Origin of the sequence: Bacteroides faecalis (assembly GCF_003865075.1) — a bacterium.
GTDB lineage: Bacteria > Bacteroidota > Bacteroidia > Bacteroidales > Bacteroidaceae > Bacteroides > Bacteroides faecalis.
In genome coordinates this window covers 47,841-68,643 of the sequence record NZ_BHWB01000022.1, presented here as the reverse complement: position 1 = coordinate 68,643, position 20,803 = coordinate 47,841, and the positions used below count along the sequence as shown (strand labels likewise).

The window sequence follows — 20,803 nt, the reverse complement described above, 5'->3', positions numbered from 1 at the left end:
ATAAACAAGAATTTCAGTTCAGCATTGCATGTTCCCATCAATGGCAATTGTTCATGATTGAATGCCGGCCATGTTCCGGCTTCACCGTTCCATACATCAGCATCAAGGATATATTCCACTCCTGCTTCACGTTGTTCAGGTAAGGACCTTCCCGCATAAATATAATCAGGAGTAAACTGAGGATTTACCTCTGTCTTTCCATCCATACGGTCGGCAATAACCACCGGCAGATGTTCTCCTCCAATGTTACGAACGGCACGCGTTTTCCGACGCGAAGGAGAGAGGTAATTAAATTCCGGTGCTTCCGCACCCGGAACATAGGGATGATCCTGCCTCAGCAGTACATAATCCACCAATTTACGGGCAACAGGAATTTCCGCTTCGGGCGCTTCACTCAAAGATACACGTATGGTATCCCCCAATCCGTCACTTAGCAGTGCACCGATTCCTAACGCAGATTTGATACGTCCGTCCTCTCCGTCTCCGGCTTCTGTCACGCCAAGATGCAACGGGAAAGACATTCCTTCCTGTTCCATTACGGCAACAAGCAATCTGACTGTCTTCACCATTACGACCGTATTGGAAGCTTTGATCGAAATCACCACATCGGTAAAATGCTCCGCCATGCAAATACGCAGAAACTCCATACAAGATTCTACCATCCCTTCAGGAGTGTCTCCATAACGTGACATGATGCGATCTGACAAGGAACCGTGATTCACTCCGATACGAATAGCGGTATGATTCTCTTTACAGATATTCAGGAACGGCACAAACCGATCACGTATCTTTTGTATCTCCTGTGCGTACTCTTCATCGGTATATTCCAGTTTTTAAAAGTACGGGCTGCATCTACATAGTTACCCGGATTGATACGTACCTTCTCCGCATACAAAGCAGCTACATCGGCCACTTTCGGATTGAAATGAACATCAGCTACCAACGGGACCATATACCCCTGACTTCTCAGGCCGATATTGATATTCATCAGATTCTCGGCTTCTTTAATACCTTGCGTAGTCAGGCGGACATACTCACCGCCGGTATCAACAATTCTTTTAGCCTGTTCCACACAAGCCTCCGTATCCATCGTAGATGTATTTGTCATCGACTGGATACGAATAGAATTGGGACCGCCCAAAGGAACGGCCCCAATATTTACTTCAGATGTTTCCCTCCGGGAGTAATTGAATAAATCCATTTAATTGGTTTTATATTCGAACTTAACCTCTTTCAAATCTTCGTTTGCTTTTACGATCTTTTTCTTCAGACCTTCTTTGTAAGCTGCAAACGCTTTTGCTAATTCATCATCACTCAACGCAAGCATCTGAATAGCCAGAATAGCAGCATTCATAGCACCATTGATAGCGACCGTAGCTACAGGAATTCCGGGAGGCATTTGGATGATTGAATAAAGAGCGTCTACACCATCAAGTACAGATCCTTTAACAGGTACTCCGATCACTGGTAATGTAGTGTTTGCTGCAATTACACCGGGAAGAGCAGCAGCCATTCCTGCAGCAGCAATAATCACTTTAATGCCACGTGAACGGGCATTCTTTGCGAATTCTTCCACAGCTTCCGGAGTGCGGTGAGCGGAAAGAGCGTTCATTTCGAACGGTACGTGCATATCATTCAGCAGTTGTGCAGCCTTCTCCATAACAGGAAGGTCGGACGTACTGCCCATGATGATACTTACAATTGGATTCATATTATATACTAGTTACAAATTGTTATCAATGATCTACAGTCGCAAGGAGATTATCCGTTCACCACTGCTTTATATGCTTCTGCATCCAACAAATCTTCCACATCTTTCAAGTCAGCCGGTTTCATCTTAATCAGCCAGCCCTCACCATAAGGATCTTTATTCACCAGTTCCGGATTTTCTTCCAGTGCTTCATTCTGTTCGAGCACCTTGCCTTCCACTGGCAAGAAAAGATCGGAAATGGTCTTCACTACTTCAATCGTACCGAAGGTTTCGCCTGCTTCAAGCGATTCTCCTACAGTAGGAATATCAACAAACACAATGTCGCCTAATTGTTCTTGAGCATAGTCTGTAATACCTACGTAAGCAATATCTCCCTCTACACGAATCCATTCATGTTCATTCGTATACTTCAAATTCTGTGGAAAGTTCATAATAATTAGTTTTTTAGGATTTATACTGTTTTAAAATAATAAGATTCGGAATAATATATTATACACCGGATGAAGAATCACAAAGGCGCATAGAAAACCTATAATAAAGCCGAAAAGTACCTCACCCAAAGAATGATGTCCTAGCACGATACGTGCAGAGCCCAGTATTCCTGCAATCAGAATAAACATACATAACCATGCCACCGGATTATAGCCGAAAAGAGCACTAAAAGATATCAGTCCTGCGATAATGCCACCCATTCCTGCCATGTGTTCACTCAACTTCCATTTTATGTTTACAATGATGCAAATCACAGATACAACCAGAGAAGCGAGTATTATGCCTGTCATATACCAGGGTATATTCAACCTTCTCATCATCAACAGACAGAATACATACGAAATGATCGTTAGCAGGATAGGTATATATCTTTTCTTACGTTCACTTAATTCCTGACTGGCAAACCCGTTGATCTTGCGAAACAGGAAAATAGTGATAGTAGGTGTCAATATGGTAAAGCAATAAACTATACCCAGCACAATCAGTTTGAACTGTAATGGCATAATGCGCAAATAAGAAAACAGAAATAATACCAGAAATGACAGAAACGGTATGGAAAACGGGGTAAACACCATCGAAGTAATGCGTGCTAGCCGCAACATAGTCTTGTCTGCTATGATATGCTCTTTCTCTTTATCCATCCTCTCTAACTTTATTTTGATTTATGAATTATTTTCTAAGTCGCGCTACAGGTATATTCAATTGCTGACGATATTTAGCCACCGTCCGGCGAGCTATGGGATATCCTTTTTCTTTCAGTATATCCGCCAGTTCATCATCTGTCAGCGGTTTCTTCTTGTCTTCACCGTCAATGCACTCTTTCAGAATCTTACGGATTTCACGAACCGACATCTCTTCTCCGTCTTCTGTTGTATAACCATCACTAAAAAAGAATTTAAGAGGATAGATACCGAAATTAGTCTGCGCATATTTGCTGTTGCTCACACGCGAGATAGTCGAAATATCCAATCCTGTTCTTTCGGCAACATCCTTTAGGATCATCGGTTTCAACAATGACTCATCCCCTTCGAGAAAGAAAGGACGCTGCAAATCAATGATTGCCTGCATGGTAGTCATCAATGTATTCTGACGCTGTTTTACGGCATCAATAAATCCCTGTGCCGCATCCATCTTCTGCTTCAGAAACATCATGGCTTCTTTGGATTCCTTGGATTGATTCGCTTTATTCTTGGTATGCTCTTCCACCATTTCGGTGAAATCGCGACTCATACGAAGTTCAGGAACATTCCGGTTATTCAGGCTAAGATTAATCGTCCCGTCATCGTACGTTTCCACGATAAAGTCGGGAACAATTTGTTGCAAGTTTCTTCCGATAGTCTCTCCCAACGAAGCACCCGGACGCGGATTCAGCTTAGTAATCTCTGCTATTGCTTCATTAAATTCATCCTCATCCACATCCAGCTTCTTTATCATCTTTTCCCAATGCTTCCGGGTAAATTCCTCGTAGCAACCTTCAATAATGCGTTCTTCCAGTTCCAATAACGGATCTGGTTTCTTATCCTCCTCTTTCTTACGTCGGATCTGTATCAATAAGCATTCCTGAAGCGAACGAGCACCGATACCGGCCGGATCAAAATCTTGCAAAATACACAATGCTTCTTCCAATTCTTCTTCAGTAGACTCGATACCGGCATAGATAGCTAGTTCGTCACCTATACTTTCCAAAGATTTACGCAACAAACCGTCATCGTCCAGTGAACCGATCAGATACTCAACCAACTCACACTGATGTTCGGTCAGGTTACGTTCACGCAACTGTTCTTTCAGAATTTCATAAAAAGAAGTGGAATCGGAAAACGGGATATCTTCCGCCTGTTCATCTCTTGAGCGGTTGTTCTCCTGAAGTTTATAGTCGGGAATATCATCTTCGGTCAGATAATCGCTCAAAGAATCGTAATCGTTGGTTTCATTATCCATTCCATCTTCCGAAGAATCGCCATCGGCATAATCGTCCGTAGCAGTCTCCTCCTTACCCTCTTCAAGCGCCGGATTTTCCAATAGCTCAGCATGGATACGGTCTTCCAGTTCTACTGCGGGAAGTTCCAACAATTTCACGACCAGAATCTGCTGGGGCGAGAGCGTTTGTATCTGCTGTTGCGCCTGCGATTGTATTTGACGGGAACCTTGTGCCATATTTATTTTTGCTTTCTACTGTTTCTCGCTACAAAAGTAACTTTTTAACTACAGATTACACAGATTACAGGGATTATTTTTAATCCTATAACACAAAATTCCTTATCTTTGTTGCACGAACTTAAAATTAGGACAGTATGTTTGCCAAAGAAACCTATATGCAGCGCAGAGCCCTGCTGAAAAAGAAATTAGGCTCCGGAGTATTATTATTTTTAGGTAACGACGAATGCGGACTGAATTATGAAGACAACACTTTCCGCTATCGTCAGGATTCAACTTTTCTTTATTATTTCGGGCTATCGTGTGCCGGTCTTTCGGCTATCATTGACATCGACGATGACAAAGAAATTATATTCGGCGACGAATTGTCCATTGATGCTATTGTATGGATGGGATCACAGCCTACTTTACATGAAAAATGCGAACGGGTAGGGATTAAAGAAATGATGCCATCCGCTGAAATCGCAAGTTACCTGCACAAATGTGTGCAAAAAGGAAAAGCTATTCACTATTTGCCCCCTTACCGTCCCGAACATAAGTTGAAACTGATGGATTGGTTAGGTATTCCTCCTGCCCGTCAGGATGGTTCCATCCCTTTTATTCGTGCTGTAATCGCTCAACGCAGTTATAAATCGGAAGAAGAAATTGTAGAAATAGAAAAGGCTTGTGATGTCACCGCAGATATGCACATCACTGCAATGAAAGTGCTCCGTCCGGAAATGTATGAATATGAAGTGGTAGCAGAAATGAATCGGGTTGCCGAGGCTAACAACTGCGAACTTTCTTTTGCAACCATCGCCACTATCAACGGCCAGACTTTACATAATCATTATCATGGTAATTTAGTAAAACCGGGTGATTTATTCCTAATAGACGCCGGAGCAGAAGTAGAAATGGGGTACGCCGGAGATATGTCATCTACCATCCCTGCCGACAAGAAATTTACACAACGCCAACGTGAAGTTTACGAAATTCAAAATGCAATGCATCTGGAATCGGTCAAAGCACTCCGTCCGGGCATTCCTTATATGGATGTATATGAATTATCCGCTCGTGTCATGGTGGACGGAATGAAAGCTCTCGGACTGATGAAAGGAAACGCAGAAGACGCTGTACGTGAAGGTGCTCATGCATTGTTCTATCCCCATGGATTGGGACATATGATGGGACTGGATGTTCATGACATGGAAAATCTGGGAGAACTCTGGGTAGGTTATAACGGACAACCCAAGAGTACACAATTCGGTCGCAAGTCACAACGTCTTGCCATTCCACTGGAGCCGGGATTTGTGCATACCGTTGAACCGGGTATTTACTTTATCCCTGAATTGATTGATATGTGGAAGGCAGAAAAGAAGTTTACCGATTTCATCAATTACGATAAAGTGGAAACTTACAAAGACTTCGGTGGTATCCGTAACGAGGAAGATTATCTGATTACAGAAACCGGCGCACGTCGTCTGGGTAAGAAGATTCCTTTGACACCCGAAGAAGTGGAAGCATTAAGATAAAAAACAAAGAGATGTGTCAAATTCTCCTTTTAACGGAATCACCCTCACTCCAACAATCTGTGGCGAGGGTGATTTTTAGTTTATGAGAGTTCTGACACATCGTCAAACAATTATCCTACCCAATTATTCAGGTCGATATTCCAATATATCTCCCGGCTGACAATTTAACTCTTCACAAATAGACTCCAAAGTAGAAAAGCGTACTGCTTTAGCTTTTCCTGTCTTCAAAATAGATAAATTCGCAAGAGTCAGACCTATTCTTTCTGCTAACTCGCTAAGCGAAATTTTCCGTTTTGCCATCATCACATCCAAATTTACTATAATAGGCATAGCATCATCCATTAAACAGTTAAATCATTCTCTTCTTTAATATTTACAGCCTTTCTAATGATACTTCCAAGGAATATCATTATGAATCCAATTACATAGATTAATGACCAATCCTGATAAACTGTATATGTCTGTATTGTTACCATTTCAACGGTAGAGTCGAACAGGCGTCCACGAATTAACATACATAGAATTATAATCATACCGCAACTTGTTACAATTCCGGCCGTCTTCTTAGTCAATAAATTACAGCTGTCGATACGGAAAATCTGTATGCAAATAAAAAGCAAACATACGATATTACAAACTAATATTCCTACTGATGCATAATTTACTGTACTGTTATGCAATTCTTTAAAAATCCCGATACTGTAAACAAGACATTGCAGAATAGTTAAAGCAGCAATGAATACTACGATCCCAACTCCGGCATACTTACTTTTTAATCTTTTGAATTCTAATTTCATTCTCATAATCGTTTATCTTTAAGATTCTTTTTCTACTAGCAAAAATACATATTTCTGGTAACATCCAAAAGAAAAGCGATAATTATTTATCGCTTTTCAGAAACTTTTGGGATAGTCTCTATACCATTTAATCAGTTTTATTTTTCAATCAAACATGTAATTCCAATATAAACCGACTTCCTTTAGTATATGTAGTATCCAATATCAGACTTCCATTCATTTTAGCAGCAAGCAGAGAACAGATTGGCAATCCCAACCCATCACCTTGTGTCAAATCCTTTATTTCAGCAAAAGGTTTAAAGAGTTTCTCCTTCAGTTCTTCCGGAATTCCACAACCGGTATCAGTCACAATAAACTGATGTGTATGTGCTCCCCTTTTCTTGAAATCAAGTATTATTTTACCTTCGGAAGTATAGAAAGCAGCATTTTTCAACAAATGAATTAAAATTCGTTCTAACTGCTCAGGGTTCATTTTTATTTGCAATTTCGCAGCATTAACCACTGAAGTAACTCCCGGTTGCAATAACCCTGAAATCTTTGCCATAACCGCTTCACTAAATGTACAGACATTGACTTCACGCAACTTATATATTTCGGTCAGTGAGTTTTCCAAAGAGGAGAGTTCCTGTATATCATCACTGAATTTCTTCAATGAAGCTACCTGCAATTGCATTTGTTGTCCCTCCTGCAATGCTTTTTCAGAAATACGACCGGCCGAAGTTTCCAATGTATCCAAAGCCGGTGCCATCTGTGCCGAGATATTACTAATAAACTGCGTCTTTAATTCATTATGTTCATTGGCAATCTTTATACTTTTCTTTAATTTCTTATTGTTCACGACACAACGAAGCCAAATAACAACAAGCAGGATTAAGCCAGCAATAAGTATAGCGGCAAATATACAAAGTCCTATTATCATATATTGTTTTACAGCTAAAGAGTCATCCTTCTCTGCAATAATATTCAGACTCTCTTCGTTCTTTCTTTTAAGAACATTAAGTTCATCCTGTGCAGTCAATGCTTTAACCGAGTCAGTCCACAATATAAAATTCTCGTAAGTGCGGCAAGCCAATACAGTATTATTCGATTTCTTAGAAATTTCTATCAAATTCCGATAACATTCGTTTACTTTCTCGTAATTCTTCTTTTCTTTATATTGACTGATAAGCTTCCGGAAACATGCATCTCCTTGAGCATTAAAACCAAATGTATAATAGTATTCAGCCTGAATATACAGAAGTTCCTCACTCAAAGAATCAGTTTTAGCCTGACCGGCTATTTCATCCAACTTAGCCAATTGCTCCTTAGCTTGTGCAGTAGCTTTCAGTTTGATATACATTTTCAACCTTTCTTTGGTGACTAGAAATTGCAAGTCATAAAAAGGTTTATGTAGCTTTTCTGCACCAGTCGCAATCAACTGATTCATATCCCGGCAAAGATCAAATGCTTCCTTATAATAGTTCTCCCGAGCATAGAGATCAGCAGTTTGAATTCCACATTGAACGGCTTTTTCATAATTCCCACGAGAAGAAAATGCAGCATATGCTTGTTTAAAAAGATAGCGTGCCTTGACATATTCTTTTTGTTCAAGACTGCTTTGTCCCATTTTCATCAATTCCGTCGCTCTGTCAGCGACTTCTTCTGCTTCAGTTATTGTACTGATACCAATAATAATAACCAAAAATAAAGACCATATTTTCATAAATCATAGTATTTGTTTCTATAGCAAAGGTAGATAATAATCTTGAACAATACACCTTTTACCATTTTATTTGAGGACATTTTTCTTTACCTAATATTTAAAACTACTTCCCCCAAGAAACTCTCTTAGCAACGAAGTAGGGGGAATCTCTTTGTCCTGCACCGGAACGAAATACTTAATGAATTTCAGTAAACGATATGCTTCGCAATATTCCGGACAATTGCGCGGAACTCCCGTCAAAATGGGTTCAGCATGCAGACGTAGCACTGCAAACTCAAAGAGTAAGGCAGAATTAAACATCACATCCGCATTCTCCTGATAAGGAAATATCCATTTATCTTCTCCGGCACGTACACTAGGCCAGCGGGAAATTGTCTCACGAGCAGAATAGCCCCGATAATTAAAGTCGCGGATAATACGACGCAACAGTCGGTTATCAGTGGTAGGAATCCAGTTGTGATCATCCAATGATATGGTAGTCAAAGCAGATACATATATTTTAAATTTCTTCTCATCGGGTATATGAGGAGTCAGTTCCGGATTCAAAGCATGAATCCCTTCCAAAATCAAAATGGTGTTTTCTGTAATCTTCAGTTTATCTCCTTTATACTCCTTCTTACCAAGTGCAAAGTTAAAACGAGGTAATTCCACCTCCTCACCACGAAGCAAAGCTTGCAACTGCCGGTTAAACAAATCCAGATCGAGTGCATACAGAGATTCATAATCATAATTCCCATGTTCATCCAACGGGGTATCTTCCCGGTCTACAAAGTAATTATCCAATGAAATCGGAAATGGTTTCAACCCGTTTGTCATCAATTGTATCGAAAGTCGCTTGCTGAAAGTGGTTTTTCCGGAAGAGGAAGGACCGGAAATCAACACAAGTTTCACCCTGTTTCCATTCTCTCCCCGATGAAAAATCGTATCGGCTATCTGAGCTATTTTCTTTTCTTGCAAAGCCTCTGCCACATTAATCAAATCCGTAGCATGACCCACTTCGCATGCAAGATTAAAGTCACCGGCATTGTTAAGTCCCATGATATAACTCCAGTTGAGATGTTCCTTAAATACATCCAACATCTTTTCCTGTTTAACCACTTCTTCCAATACTTCCGGATTCTCCCTACTCGGAATACGCAAAAGTAACCCATCATAATATTTCACAATATCGAATAGTTTCAGATAACCGGTACTCGGCAAAAGGTTCCCATAATAATAATCTACCGTATCGCCTAATGTATAATATAGGTATAAATAGAACCGGATGTTTCGAGTAATCGCACTTTATCGTTCATTCCCCGTTCACTGAATACTCGTACAGCCTCAGCCGTATGGCACTCAACCGATGATAAGAGATGTTTTCTTCTACAATTTCCTGCATCCTCCTTTTGATGCGCATTACGTCCTCCAGTTCAATAGGACGACCGATACGCAGATTACAGAAATAGCCTTTAGACACCGGATGTTCTACATACAGTTTCCTTGCGGGAATAGCTCTGTAACGGCTTTATACAGGACAAAGCATAAGGATCGGACATACGTACGCATGCCCGACTGATCACGTACATCGAGAAACTCTACATCTTTATTATTATAAACTCTGAAGTTAAGTCCTTCGGAACGATTGTTCACTTTGGCACTAACTACCTGATAAGGAAAATTAAGATTAAACCGTAATAAATATCCAAAAGTGAGCTTCCGATAGGGAATTCTTTATAAATATTATTATTTTTGCAACATATTTGTAACATCTGTTTCATCGTTGTTCGTTTTAAAGGTGAATATGTGGGACTAAATATACATTATATTAATCAGATAGAGAACAAACAACCACTAAAATTATTATAGATGGAATATTCTTTTTATGATTTTTTTAAAGCTCATTGGTTCATTAGGACTCTTCCTATATGGAATGAAAATAATGAGTGAGGGCTTGCAAAAAGTCGCGGGTGACAGGCTACGAAGCATTCTGACGGCAATGACCACCAACCGGGTAACAGGAGTATTAACAGGAGTGTTAATCACAGCCCTTATCCAATCTTCATCAGCAACAACGGTCATGGTCGTGAGTTTCGTTAATGCCGGATTACTGACCCTGGCTGAATCTATCAGTGTAATTATGGGAGCCAATATTGGTACTACAGTTACTGCTTGGATTATCTCTATTTTTGGATTTAAGTTGATATGGCTGCTTTCGCTCTTCCTCTTCTGGCCATCGCCTTGCCACTTATCTTCTCAGGCAAGAGCAACCGTAAATCCATAGGTGAATTCATTTTCGGTTTTTCTTTTCTCTTCATGGGGCTTTCTTATCTGAAAGCAAATGCACCCGACTTAAACTCCAACCCGGAAATGCTCGCTTTCGTACAGAACTACACAGACATGGGATTCTTCTCTGTTTTACTGTTCTTATTCATTGGTACTATTCTGACCATGATCGTGCAAGCCTCAGCGGCTACCATGGCAATCACTTTAATTATGTGTGCCAACGGCTGGATCAGTCTCGAACTGGGAGCAGCACTAGTATTAGGTGAAAATATCGGAACTACAATCACGGCCAATCTTGCCGCATTAACAGCCAACACACAGGCTAAGCGAGCTGCATTGGCCCATTTTGTTTTTAATGTGTTCGGTGTCATCTGGGTGTTGATTATCTTCCATCCTTTTATGCAGTTCGTAAATTGGGTTGTAGACACATTCTTCCAGACAAGTAATCCTGAAGTGGCTATATCTTATAAACTATCCGCTTTCCATTCCATCTTCAATATCTGTAATGTATTCATATTGATTTGGGCTGTAAAACTCATAGAACGTACCGTATGTGCTTTAATACATCTGAAAGATGAAGACGAAGAGCCACGTCTCCGATTTATCACAGGTGGTATGCTTTCTACAGCAGAACTCTCTATTCTCCAGGCACGTAAAGAGATTCACCTGTTTGCAGAACGTACTCATCGTATGTTTGGAATGGTTCAGGATCTGCTGCATACCGAAAAAGATGATGACTTCAATAAGTTATTCAGTAGAGTAGAGAAATACGAAAATATCAGCGACAACATGGAGTTAGAAATAGCCAACTATCTGAATCAGGTTTCCGAAGGACGGTTAAGTTCTGAAAGTAAGTTACAGATTCGCGCCATGCTACGTGAAGTTACTGAAATTGAAAGTATTGGTGACAGTTGTTACAATCTGGCTCGTACCATCAACCGGAAACGTCAGACAAACCAGGACTTTACAGAAAAGCAATATGAGCATATTCACTTTATGATGAAACTTACGAGCGATGCTCTTTCACAAATGATTGTAGTGGTAGAAAAGCCGGAACATCAAAGCATTGATATCAATAAGTCTTTTAATATTGAGAATGAAATTAATAACTACCGCAACCAACTGAAGAATCAGAATATTCTAGATGTGAACAACAAAGAATATGATTATCAGATGGGAGTTTACTACATGGATATTATCGCCGAATGTGAAAAGCTTGGTGACTATGTGGTCAATGTGGTGGAAGCGAGTAGTGACGTGAAAGAGAAAAAGATCCCTTAATTCAATAATGGAATAACGAATCTCTTATTTTACATAAAAACGCACAGGGTGTTCGGAAACGGACACCCTGTTTTTACATATACATCTATAAATAAGCGCATTACTTCTTTGGCACAAACTTTGATTTATTGTCCAAAACTTATATAAAAAAAGATAGATGTATGGATAAAGCTATCTCCAAAGAAGAACGACAAAAAGAGTTTAAAAAGAAAATTATCAAATACTCTATCATCGGAATTGGTATCGGTATCATCATCGTGATACTTATTTCACTGATGAGAAGTAGCATAAATGAGAAAGACTTAAGTCTCTCTACAGTAGACAAAGGAGTCATTGAGGTTTCTGTCAGTGCAGCGGGTAAAGTGGTTCCTGCATTTGAAGAGATAATTAATTCTCCTATCGACACACGTATTCTTGAAGTATATAGGAAAGGAGGAGATTCTGTGGATATTGGAACTCCGCTTCTTAAACTGGATCTGCAAAGTACAGAAACAGAGTACAAGAAACTACAGGATGAAGAACAGATGAGAAGTTATCAGTTGGAACAACTTAAAGTAAACAACAAAACAAAAGTAAATGCTCTTGCCATGCAGATTAAGGTTTCTGCAATGAAATTGGACCGAATGGCTGTAGAATTGAGAAATGAGCATTATTTAGATAGTCTCGGAGCAGGCACTACAGATAAAGTTCGTGAAGTGGAACTAAACTATAATGTAGCTCAACTTGAACTAGAACAGTTGAAACAGCAATATGAAGATGATCAGCAAGTTCGAATTGCCGACTTAAAGGTGAAAGAGCTTGAATTCAATATCTTCCGTAAATCCATGGAAGAGATGAAACGAACACTAAATGATGCACAAATCCGCTCTCCTCGCAAAGCTATTCTTACTTATATTAACAACCAGGTAGGAGTACAGGTTCCCAAAGGAAGTCAGGTAGCTATTATTTCAGATCTTTCTCATTTCAAAGTAGACGGTGAAATAGCTGATACCTACGGTGATCGGATTTCAACCGGCAGCAAAGCAATCGTTAAGGTAGGTAATGAGAAACTACCGGGTATTGTCAGTAATGTTACTCCCCTTTCTAAAAATGGAGTCATTTCATTCTCCGTTCAATTGGATGAAGATAATCACAAGCATTTACGTTCGGGGCTTAAAACGGATGTATATATAATGAACGCTATGAAAGAAGATGTAATGCGAATCACAAACTCTTCTTATTATATGGGTAAAGGTGAGTATGAACTGTTTGTACTCCATGATAATGAGATTGTGAAACGTAAGGTAAAATTAGGGGAAAGCAGCTTCGAATATGTAGAAGTGCTGTCGGGACTTGATATTGGTGATCAGGTAGTAGTCAATGATATGACTAACTACAGAGCCAAAAATCGGATGAAAGTAAAATAATAAAATGTTATACAGCATTGACAAAATGAAAATAAACAAATAGATAAATCAATAAAAACAACGATTATGATAAAACTAACTTCACTTAATAAGATATATCGCACAGATGAAATCGAGACGATAGCATTGGAAAACGTGAACCTGGAAATAAACAATGGTGAATTCCTCAGTATTATGGGACCTTCCGGATGTGGCAAATCAACCTTGCTAAATATTATCGGACTGCTCGATGCACCTACCTCGGGAACTGTAGAAATCAACGAAGTACAAACAGCTACTATGAAAGACAAAGAACTGGCTGCTTTCCGTAACCATCAACTGGGTTTTGTTTTTCAAAGTTTCCACTTGATTAATTCTTTAAATGTAATGGATAATGTGGAACTACCACTATTATACCGAAAAGTACCATCCTCCGAACGAAGAATACTAGCACAGGAAGTACTCGCCAAAGTAGGATTAACGCACCGGATGCGCCATTTTCCAACACAGCTTTCCGGCGGACAATGCCAGCGTGTAGCCATTGCCCGTGCGATTATCGGAAATCCACAGATTATCCTCGCCGATGAACCAACTGGTAATCTAGACTCCATCATGGGTGCGGAAGTTATGGATATTCTCCATCGATTGAATAAAGAAGACGGGCGGACTATTATCATGGTGACCCATAATGAAGAGCAAGCCAAACAGACATCAAGAATTGTCCGTTTCTTCGACGGGCGTCAAGTTTGCTGAATACCCACCGAATAAGACTCAACAAATATGATAAAACAATATCTCAAACAGGTCATTTATCAATTGAAGGAAAACAAGCTAATTAGCTGTATCTCTATTGCTGGAACTGCTTTCACTATTGCCATGATTATGGTGATGGTCATCCTTTTTCAAATAAAGAATGCCAATTATCGTCCGGAGGTAAATCGTAACAGAACAATGTATGTACAGTTCGGTGAAACATTTGGAAAAGCCGATAATAAAAGATTTTCGACAAACTTTAATTTAACCCTACCTTTTATCAAAGAATGTCTGTATTCACTGAAAAGTGCAGAAGTAGTTACTGCCATGACAAGTAACACATCTCCATTTTCGGTTCCAGGAAGTAATGAGTTTATCTCCGGCAGGGTGAAATACATAGATACCGCATTCTGGAAGATGTTTGATTTTGAATTTCTAGCTGGAAAACCATTTACCGAGGCAGACTTTCAGTCAGGTATCAAACAAGTGGTCATACGTGAAAAGATAGCACAAAAACTTTTCCACACGACAGAGGTAGTAGGAAAAAGCATTCATGTACAAGGGATACCTTATACTATTTGCGGAGTTGTACGCAACTATTCAAAATGGGCCTCCTTTGCTCATGCTGATATGTTTATTCCCTATACAGTAGTAGAAGGATGGCAAAACTATAGATTACAAGGTCCATTTATCTGCTTGATCCTTGCTCCCAACAAAGATGCTTTTGATGCTATCCGGCGAGAAACAGATGCCAATGTAGAGCGTTTCAATGAACAACAATCCGAATTAATCATTGGCATACGTAAACAGCCCTATTCTCACTTTCAACAACGATTCTTTACTTGGGGACTTGATTTACCTCATGTAGCTGAAAACGTAAGACGCTATGTTATCATATTACTTGTTCTTTTACTCATCCCAGCCATCAATCTAAGTAGTTTGACTCTATCGCGCATGCAAAAAAGAATGCAGGAGATAGGGATACGCAGATCTTTCGGAGCTACTCGGAAACAGATCGTAAGTCAAGTATTGAGTGAAAATTTGATTATCACACTATTAGGAGGTTTATTAGGTTTGCTACTTTCTTATCTGGGTATATACCTGATGCATGACTGGCTACTAGATGGCGATCCGTATATCTCACCCGAAATGGTAGCTTCGCCTGTGGTCTTTGTACTAGCGTTCCTGTTTTGTCTGATACTAAATTTACTTAGTGCCAGTATTCCAGCATGGCGCGTTGCCAGAAAGAATATAACAGATGCACTCCGATAACTCATAAATACAGATGAACTATGATAAAAAATATATATAAGCAATTATGGAATCAACGCAAGGCTAACATATGGATTGTTACTGAATTATTTTTGGTATCTATTTTCCTATGGGTAATTGCAGATCAACTATTATTTCAATATAATCGTTTCAACCGTCCGATGGGATATGACATCGAAAATACTTATACTATATGGCTATATCAATTAAATTCTTCTGCCGAAGGCTATATATCGGAGGAAGAATCAGGAAGTAATCCACTTGATGACTTATTGACCATCTTTTCACGTCTCCGAAAGGTGGAAGGAGTAGAAGAAGTAGCAGCAAGTACTTGTTCCCGCCCTTATAGTAGTTGCAATGCAGAAATTATGTTTAGGTCGATACATGGAAATGATACTATCACCCATTCGGGAATAGTACGAATCGTTTCACCGGAACACTTCAAAGTATTCCAAATCCAGACGCCAGATGGACATGATCCGGTAAGCCATCCTTTTCAACGCCAATCAGTACTTTCAAAAGATCTTGCAGACAGCCTGAAAGTATCCCGTGGAGATTCCATTACGTGTGACTGGGCTAATATTCCTCTCTTTGCTGATATTTGCACAGAAATACGATATGCAGAAACATGGGATGATGTATCCAACGGATATTTAGTAATGCCGGAAGCTGAATTGGTAAGAAACCAGTGGCCGCAAGACATTTCTATTCGCCTATGTGATAATTTAAGTGAAGATCAGCGTATTGCTGTATGGGAAAATATAAAAGCAGCCTGTCATATCAATAATTTCTCATTCTTTCTTTCAAGATCCTATAAGGATATTAGAAAAGAATATGTATCCTATACGGTAGATGAGATAAAAAGCATGAGTTGGTATGCCATATTTCTAATGATCAATATATTTCTTGGAGTCATCGGTACATTTTGGTTTCGCACTCAGCAACGTCGAAGCGAGATTGGGCTCAGACAGGCTTTAGGAGCTAGCCGACGCTCTATTTTCACTCAATTGATAACTGAAGGAATTATACTGTTAGCTGTTGTAATCATACCTACTGTCATTGTATTAATCAATGCATGGTATCTTGATTTATTATCTCCGAATGGTTCCGTAACCCGGTTTTTATTCTGCATGCTAACTACTTGGCTATTGACAATGCTCATGATTATAGTCGGTATCTGGTATCCTGCTTGGCAAGCCACGAAAGTAAAACCTGCTGATGTTTTACATGAAGAATAAAAAGACAAAACATGATGATAAAAAAACGTATTAGTCTATTTGTATTAACATTGACCAGCCTCATTCCAGTATCGGTTACCGCAAAGCAACTAACTCTGGCGGACGCCATCAACATCGCCCGTGTACAAAGTGTGGATGCCGCTGTGGCTCTCAATGAGCTAAAAACAGCCTATTGGGAATACCGAACTTATTATGCTGATCTTTTGCCAGAAGTAAATTTTTCAGGAACTATTCCCAATTATAACAAAAGATACAACTCCTATCAACAGGACGACGGCTCGTACACCTTTGTCCGCAACAACAGTTTGGAAATGAACGGGCAACTTTCCATTGACCAAAACATCTGGATAACTGGAGGTAAACTGTCTCTCAACTCTTCATTGGACTACCTGAAACAACTAGACGGTAGTAGTGAACGGAGTTTCATGAGTGTCCCAATTACGCTAACCTTAACGCAACCAATCTTCGGAATTAATAATATCAAATGGAAACGACGGATTGAGCCTGTTCGATACCAGGAAGCCAAAGCAGCTTTTATCTCTGCCACAGAGGAAGTAACGATGAAAACGATTACTTATTTCTTTAACCTGCTCCAGGCAGAAAATAACGTTGCCATTGCTCGTCAAAACAAAGAGAATGCCAATCATCTTTATGAAGTGGCACAAGCAAAAAGAAAAATGGGACAGATCTCGGAAAACGAGCTATTGCAGTTGAAGTTGAAAGCTCTTCAAGCAAAAGCGGCAGTAACCGAGAGCGAAAGTAATTTGAATGCAAATATGTTCCAATTGCGCGCCTTCCTGAATCTTGGCGAGAACGAAACAATCGAACTAATAATGCCGGAATCGGCCCCAAACCTACATATGGAATATGAACGGGTGCTCAACAAAGCATTGGAAAATAATTCTTTTGCACTCAACATCCGCCGACGACAATTGGAAGCTGACTACAATGTAGCGGCTGCTAAAGGTAACTTACGTAGTGTAGATTTGTTTACCTCTGTCGGATTAACAGGAAAAGGAAGAGAATTTTCAGACACCTACAACACCAAGCATTTAAAAGATAACCAAGTCATAGAGGTCGGAATGAGGATTCCAATTCTGGATTGGGGAAAGCGCCGCGGAAAAGTGAGGGTAGCGGAAAGCAACCGAGAGGTAATCGCCTCCAAAATTAAACAGGAGCAGATGAACTTTAGCCAGAATATTTTTCTATTAGTGGAACACTTCAACAACCAAGCAGAGCAACTGAATATCGCCTGGGAAGCAGACAAAATTGCACAGCAGCGATATAAAACAAGTATAGAAACGTTCCTCATCGGAAAGATTAATACACTCGATCTTAACGATGCACAGACTAGTAAAGACGAAGCCCGGCAGAAGCATGTATCCGAACTTTATCTGTATTGGTATTATTATTATCAAATTCGTAGCCTGACACTTTATGATTTCAACTCCAACACCACGTTGGATGCCGCATTTGAGAAAATAATCAAACAATAATTTGCGTTTCATGATAAACCTTTATCTTTGTACTTAAATCATCTAGTAAACATGATCTTAATAATAGACGACGATAGCGCGATACGTTCCTCTCTTTCTTTCTTGTTAAAAAGGGCTGGTTATGAGGTGGAAACAGCTGTCTCACCCAAAGAAGCAATCGAAATAGTACGCTTTATCTCCCCTGAACTCATATTGATGGATATGAACTTTTCACTGAGCACGTCAGGAGAAGAAGGACTGGTATTGCTGAAACAAGTGAAAATATTCCGTCCTGAAACACCGGTTATTCTGATAACTGCTTGGGGAAGTATTTCTCTTGCCGTACAGGGAATGCAAACCGGTGCATTCGATTTCATAACCAAACCTTGGAATAATGCTACACTATTGGATTCCATACACACAGCTCTGGAACTTAATAAAAAAGAAGAAAATACTCCGGCCAAAGACCGCAGAGAGATTGACAATAAATTCTGCTTCGACAAAATAATAGGTAAATCTCCAACTTTAATTGAGATTCTGAATACAGTAGCACGTATCGCACGCACCAATGCATCAGTGCTTATCACAGGTGAAAGCGGAACCGGTAAAGAACTGATTGCGGAAGCAATCCATGCCAATAGCAAACGTTCGAAAGAGGCTTTCGTGAAAGTAAATCTTGGAGGTATTTCACAAAGTTTATTCGAAAGTGAAATGTTCGGTCATAAAAAAGGAGCATTTACAGATGCCTCAACCGATAGAACCGGACGTTTCGAACTTGCGAACAAGGGAACAATCTTTTTAGATGAAATAGGTGATTTAGATTTAAGTTGTCAGGTGAAATTATTACGTGTTTTACAAGATCAAACTTTCGAAGTACTTGGAGATAGTCATCCTCATAAAGTGGATATACGCATAGTCAGTGCAACCAACTGTGATCTGCGGACAATGGTAAATGAGCATACTTTCCGGGAAGATTTATTCTACCGCATTAATCTGATTACTATTCATTTACCGGCACTTCGTGAACGAAAGGAAGACATTCCATTATTAGCGCAACATTTTGCTGATAAGCTAACCCTGGAGAATGGGCTTCCCACCGTTCGTTTTTCTTCGGATGCAATGGATTTCTTGAAACGTTTACCTTATTCGGGTAATATCCGGGAATTGAAAAACCTGGTAGAGCGTACCATATTAATCAATAATAAGGACTCTCTTGATAGTATAGACATAGAAAAACAGTATCAGAATCATACTAGCAATCAGGATACGACAATTTGCCCCGGTATGACATTGGAAGAAATAGAAAAGCAAACGATCCTACAAACTCTCGAAAAACACAAAAATAATTTATCGCAGGTTGCAACAGCATTAGGCATCAGTCGTGCAGCTTTATACCGTAGACTCGAAAAATATAACATTACCATATAATGAGTCTTAAAGGAATATATTGGATATTGTGTAGTTTATTACTTGCGATACTATCTATCTTAACATACGTATCAATTCAAAGTAATTTAATTCTCTTCTATTTGCTAGAAGGGCTCATATTGCTGACCTTCATTCTTCTACTGTTCTTCTACCGGAAAGTGGTGAAGCCACTACATACCATTGGTAATGGCATGAGTTTACTACAAGAACAAGATTTTAGTTCACGACTTAACAGGGTCGGTGAATTTGAAGCCGACCGCGTAGTGGAAGTTTTCAACCGCATGATAACACAACTGAGAAATGAACGTCTACACCTCAGAGAACAAAATCAACTACTTGATCTTTTGATTAACGCTACTCCAATGGGAGTACTCACTTTAGGGAATGATGAAAGTATTACGTCACTGAATCCTACGGCACTAAAAATCTTAAATATAAACAAACCCGAAGAAGCCACAGGAAAGAAACTCAAAGAGCTAGATTCCATACTTGCCTATGAATTGTCTACCCTTTCTATGAACGAAGTACGTACAGTACGTCTCAACGATGCCAACATTTATCGTTGCTCCCTCCTTTCATTTATAAATCGAGGCTATAAACATCCTTTCTTTTTGATAGAAAGTCTAACCGACGAAGTGAGAAAAGCGGAGAAAAAAGCCTATGAGAAGATTATACGCATGATCGCCCACGAAGTCAATAACACGACAGCAGGTATTACCTCTACTCTTGACACTGTAGAACAAGCTCTGGGAGACATAGAACAAACGGAAGACATAAGACAAGTTATGCGGGTATGTATAGAACGCTGCTTTAATATGAGTCGGTTTATCACCAATTTTGCAGATGTAGTAAAAATCCCTGATCCTCAAAAAATTTCCGTGAATCTCAATGAATTGCTTCTTTCTTGCAAATGCTTCATGGAACCACATTGTCTCAACAAGAATATAATCATTCACACAAACCTATGCAACATACTAAATGAAATGAGATTAGATCCGATTCTTTTTGAGCAAGTGATTGTAAACATCATAAAGAATGCAGCGGAAAGTATAGAAGAAAATGGCAAAATTTTTATTACTACCACTCAAAATCCGGTTTGCATTGAAATCTCTGACACGGGGAAAGGAATCAGTAAGGAGACAGAAGCTAAACTATTTAGCCCCTTCTTTTCCACCAAGCCCAACGGACAAGGGATCGGACTGATATTTATACGAGAAGTTCTTTTTAGGCATGAATGTACCTTCTCTTTAAAAACTTATGCTGACGGCTTGACTAAATTCAAAATAATATTCAAAACGACTTGAGAAAAATGGTCGGATATGTTATCCATACATACCCG

Annotated in this window: 15 protein-coding genes and 3 pseudogenes; 9 read left to right on the top strand and 9 right to left on the bottom strand. The window is 39.6% G+C overall.

The window, feature by feature from the left end; translation table 11 throughout:
- The 5 genes and pseudogenes from ispG to rpoN all read right to left on the bottom strand — a co-directional run.
- Positions 1-1,201: pseudogene (gene ispG, locus EJF25_RS21645) on the bottom strand ((E)-4-hydroxy-3-methylbut-2-enyl-diphosphate synthase); the annotation flags it as partial.
- Positions 1,202-1,711, bottom strand: coding sequence for a 5-(carboxyamino)imidazole ribonucleotide mutase (gene purE / locus EJF25_RS21640; RefSeq protein WP_077153066.1), 510 nt, complete (start codon positions 1,709-1,711; stop codon positions 1,202-1,204).
- 50 nt (positions 1,712-1,761) lie between these two features.
- Positions 1,762-2,142, bottom strand: coding sequence for a glycine cleavage system protein GcvH (gene gcvH, locus EJF25_RS21635; RefSeq protein WP_125042683.1), 381 nt, complete (start codon positions 2,140-2,142; stop codon positions 1,762-1,764).
- 30 nt (positions 2,143-2,172) lie between these two features.
- Positions 2,173-2,844 carry a phosphatase PAP2 family protein gene (locus tag EJF25_RS21630; protein ID WP_125042682.1) on the bottom strand — a complete coding sequence of 224 codons (672 nt, stop codon included), beginning with the start codon at positions 2,842-2,844 and terminating at the stop codon, positions 2,173-2,175.
- 28 nt (positions 2,845-2,872) lie between these two features.
- A complete protein-coding gene (gene rpoN / locus EJF25_RS21625) occupies positions 2,873-4,357 on the bottom strand; it encodes an RNA polymerase factor sigma-54 (protein ID WP_125042681.1) in 1,485 nt (494 codons plus the stop codon).
- Positions 4,358-4,494: 137 nt separating this feature from the next.
- Here rpoN and EJF25_RS21620 point away from each other — a divergent pair, with 137 nt between their 5' ends.
- Positions 4,495-5,868: an aminopeptidase P family protein gene (locus tag EJF25_RS21620; protein ID WP_125042680.1), complete on the top strand. Its 1,374-nt coding sequence runs from the start codon at positions 4,495-4,497 to the stop codon at positions 5,866-5,868.
- 123 nt (positions 5,869-5,991) lie between these two features.
- Here the strand turns inward: EJF25_RS21620 and EJF25_RS21615 are convergent, their stop codons facing one another.
- From EJF25_RS21615 to EJF25_RS21600, 4 genes and pseudogenes are all read right to left on the bottom strand, one after another.
- Positions 5,992-6,198 carry a helix-turn-helix domain-containing protein gene (locus EJF25_RS21615; RefSeq protein WP_125042679.1) on the bottom strand — a complete coding sequence of 69 codons (207 nt, stop codon included), beginning with the start codon at positions 6,196-6,198 and terminating at the stop codon, positions 5,992-5,994.
- A gap of 11 nt (positions 6,199-6,209) precedes the next feature.
- Positions 6,210-6,665, bottom strand: a complete 456-nt coding sequence (locus EJF25_RS21610) for a hypothetical protein (protein WP_125042678.1) — start codon at positions 6,663-6,665, stop codon at positions 6,210-6,212.
- Between the two features lie 148 nt (positions 6,666-6,813).
- Positions 6,814-8,367 (bottom strand): sensor histidine kinase, encoded by a 1,554-nt coding sequence (locus EJF25_RS21605; protein WP_125042677.1) that lies wholly within the window; start codon positions 8,365-8,367, stop codon positions 6,814-6,816.
- A gap of 90 nt (positions 8,368-8,457) precedes the next feature.
- Positions 8,458-10,127: pseudogene (locus EJF25_RS21600) on the bottom strand (nucleoside kinase).
- 88 nt (positions 10,128-10,215) lie between these two features.
- On the opposite strand from EJF25_RS21600, the pseudogene EJF25_RS21595 reads away from it, so the two are divergent.
- The 8 genes and pseudogenes from EJF25_RS21595 to EJF25_RS21560 all read left to right on the top strand — a co-directional run bounded on the left by EJF25_RS21595 (position 10,216) and on the right by EJF25_RS21560 (position 20,768).
- Positions 10,216-11,913 (top strand): annotated as a pseudogene (locus EJF25_RS21595) (Na/Pi cotransporter family protein).
- Between the two features lie 161 nt (positions 11,914-12,074).
- Complete coding sequence (locus tag EJF25_RS21590; RefSeq protein ID WP_125042676.1) at positions 12,075-13,319, top strand: efflux RND transporter periplasmic adaptor subunit; 1,245 nt, start codon at positions 12,075-12,077, stop codon at positions 13,317-13,319.
- A gap of 66 nt (positions 13,320-13,385) precedes the next feature.
- Positions 13,386-14,051 carry an ABC transporter ATP-binding protein gene (locus tag EJF25_RS21585; RefSeq protein WP_125042675.1) on the top strand — a complete coding sequence of 222 codons (666 nt, stop codon included), beginning with the start codon at positions 13,386-13,388 and terminating at the stop codon, positions 14,049-14,051.
- Positions 14,052-14,078: 27 nt separating this feature from the next.
- On the top strand, positions 14,079-15,323 hold the full coding sequence (locus tag EJF25_RS21580) for an ABC transporter permease (protein WP_125042674.1): 1,245 nt from the start codon (positions 14,079-14,081) through the stop codon (positions 15,321-15,323).
- Positions 15,324-15,343: 20 nt separating this feature from the next.
- Positions 15,344-16,561, top strand: coding sequence for an ABC transporter permease (locus tag EJF25_RS21575; RefSeq protein WP_125042673.1), 1,218 nt, complete (start codon positions 15,344-15,346; stop codon positions 16,559-16,561).
- Between the two features lie 17 nt (positions 16,562-16,578).
- The gene (locus EJF25_RS21570) at positions 16,579-18,057 is read left to right on the top strand and encodes a TolC family protein (protein WP_235016889.1); all 1,479 of its coding nucleotides are present in this window, start codon (positions 16,579-16,581) and stop codon (positions 18,055-18,057) included.
- A 51-nt stretch (positions 18,058-18,108) separates the two neighbouring features.
- Positions 18,109-19,464, top strand: coding sequence for a sigma-54-dependent transcriptional regulator (locus tag EJF25_RS21565; protein WP_125042672.1), 1,356 nt, complete (start codon positions 18,109-18,111; stop codon positions 19,462-19,464).
- Positions 19,464-20,768, top strand: a complete 1,305-nt coding sequence (locus EJF25_RS21560) for a sensor histidine kinase (protein WP_125042671.1) — start codon at positions 19,464-19,466, stop codon at positions 20,766-20,768. The genes EJF25_RS21565 and EJF25_RS21560 overlap by 1 nt, the downstream gene beginning before the upstream one ends.
- Positions 20,769-20,803: the final 35 nt, after the last annotated feature.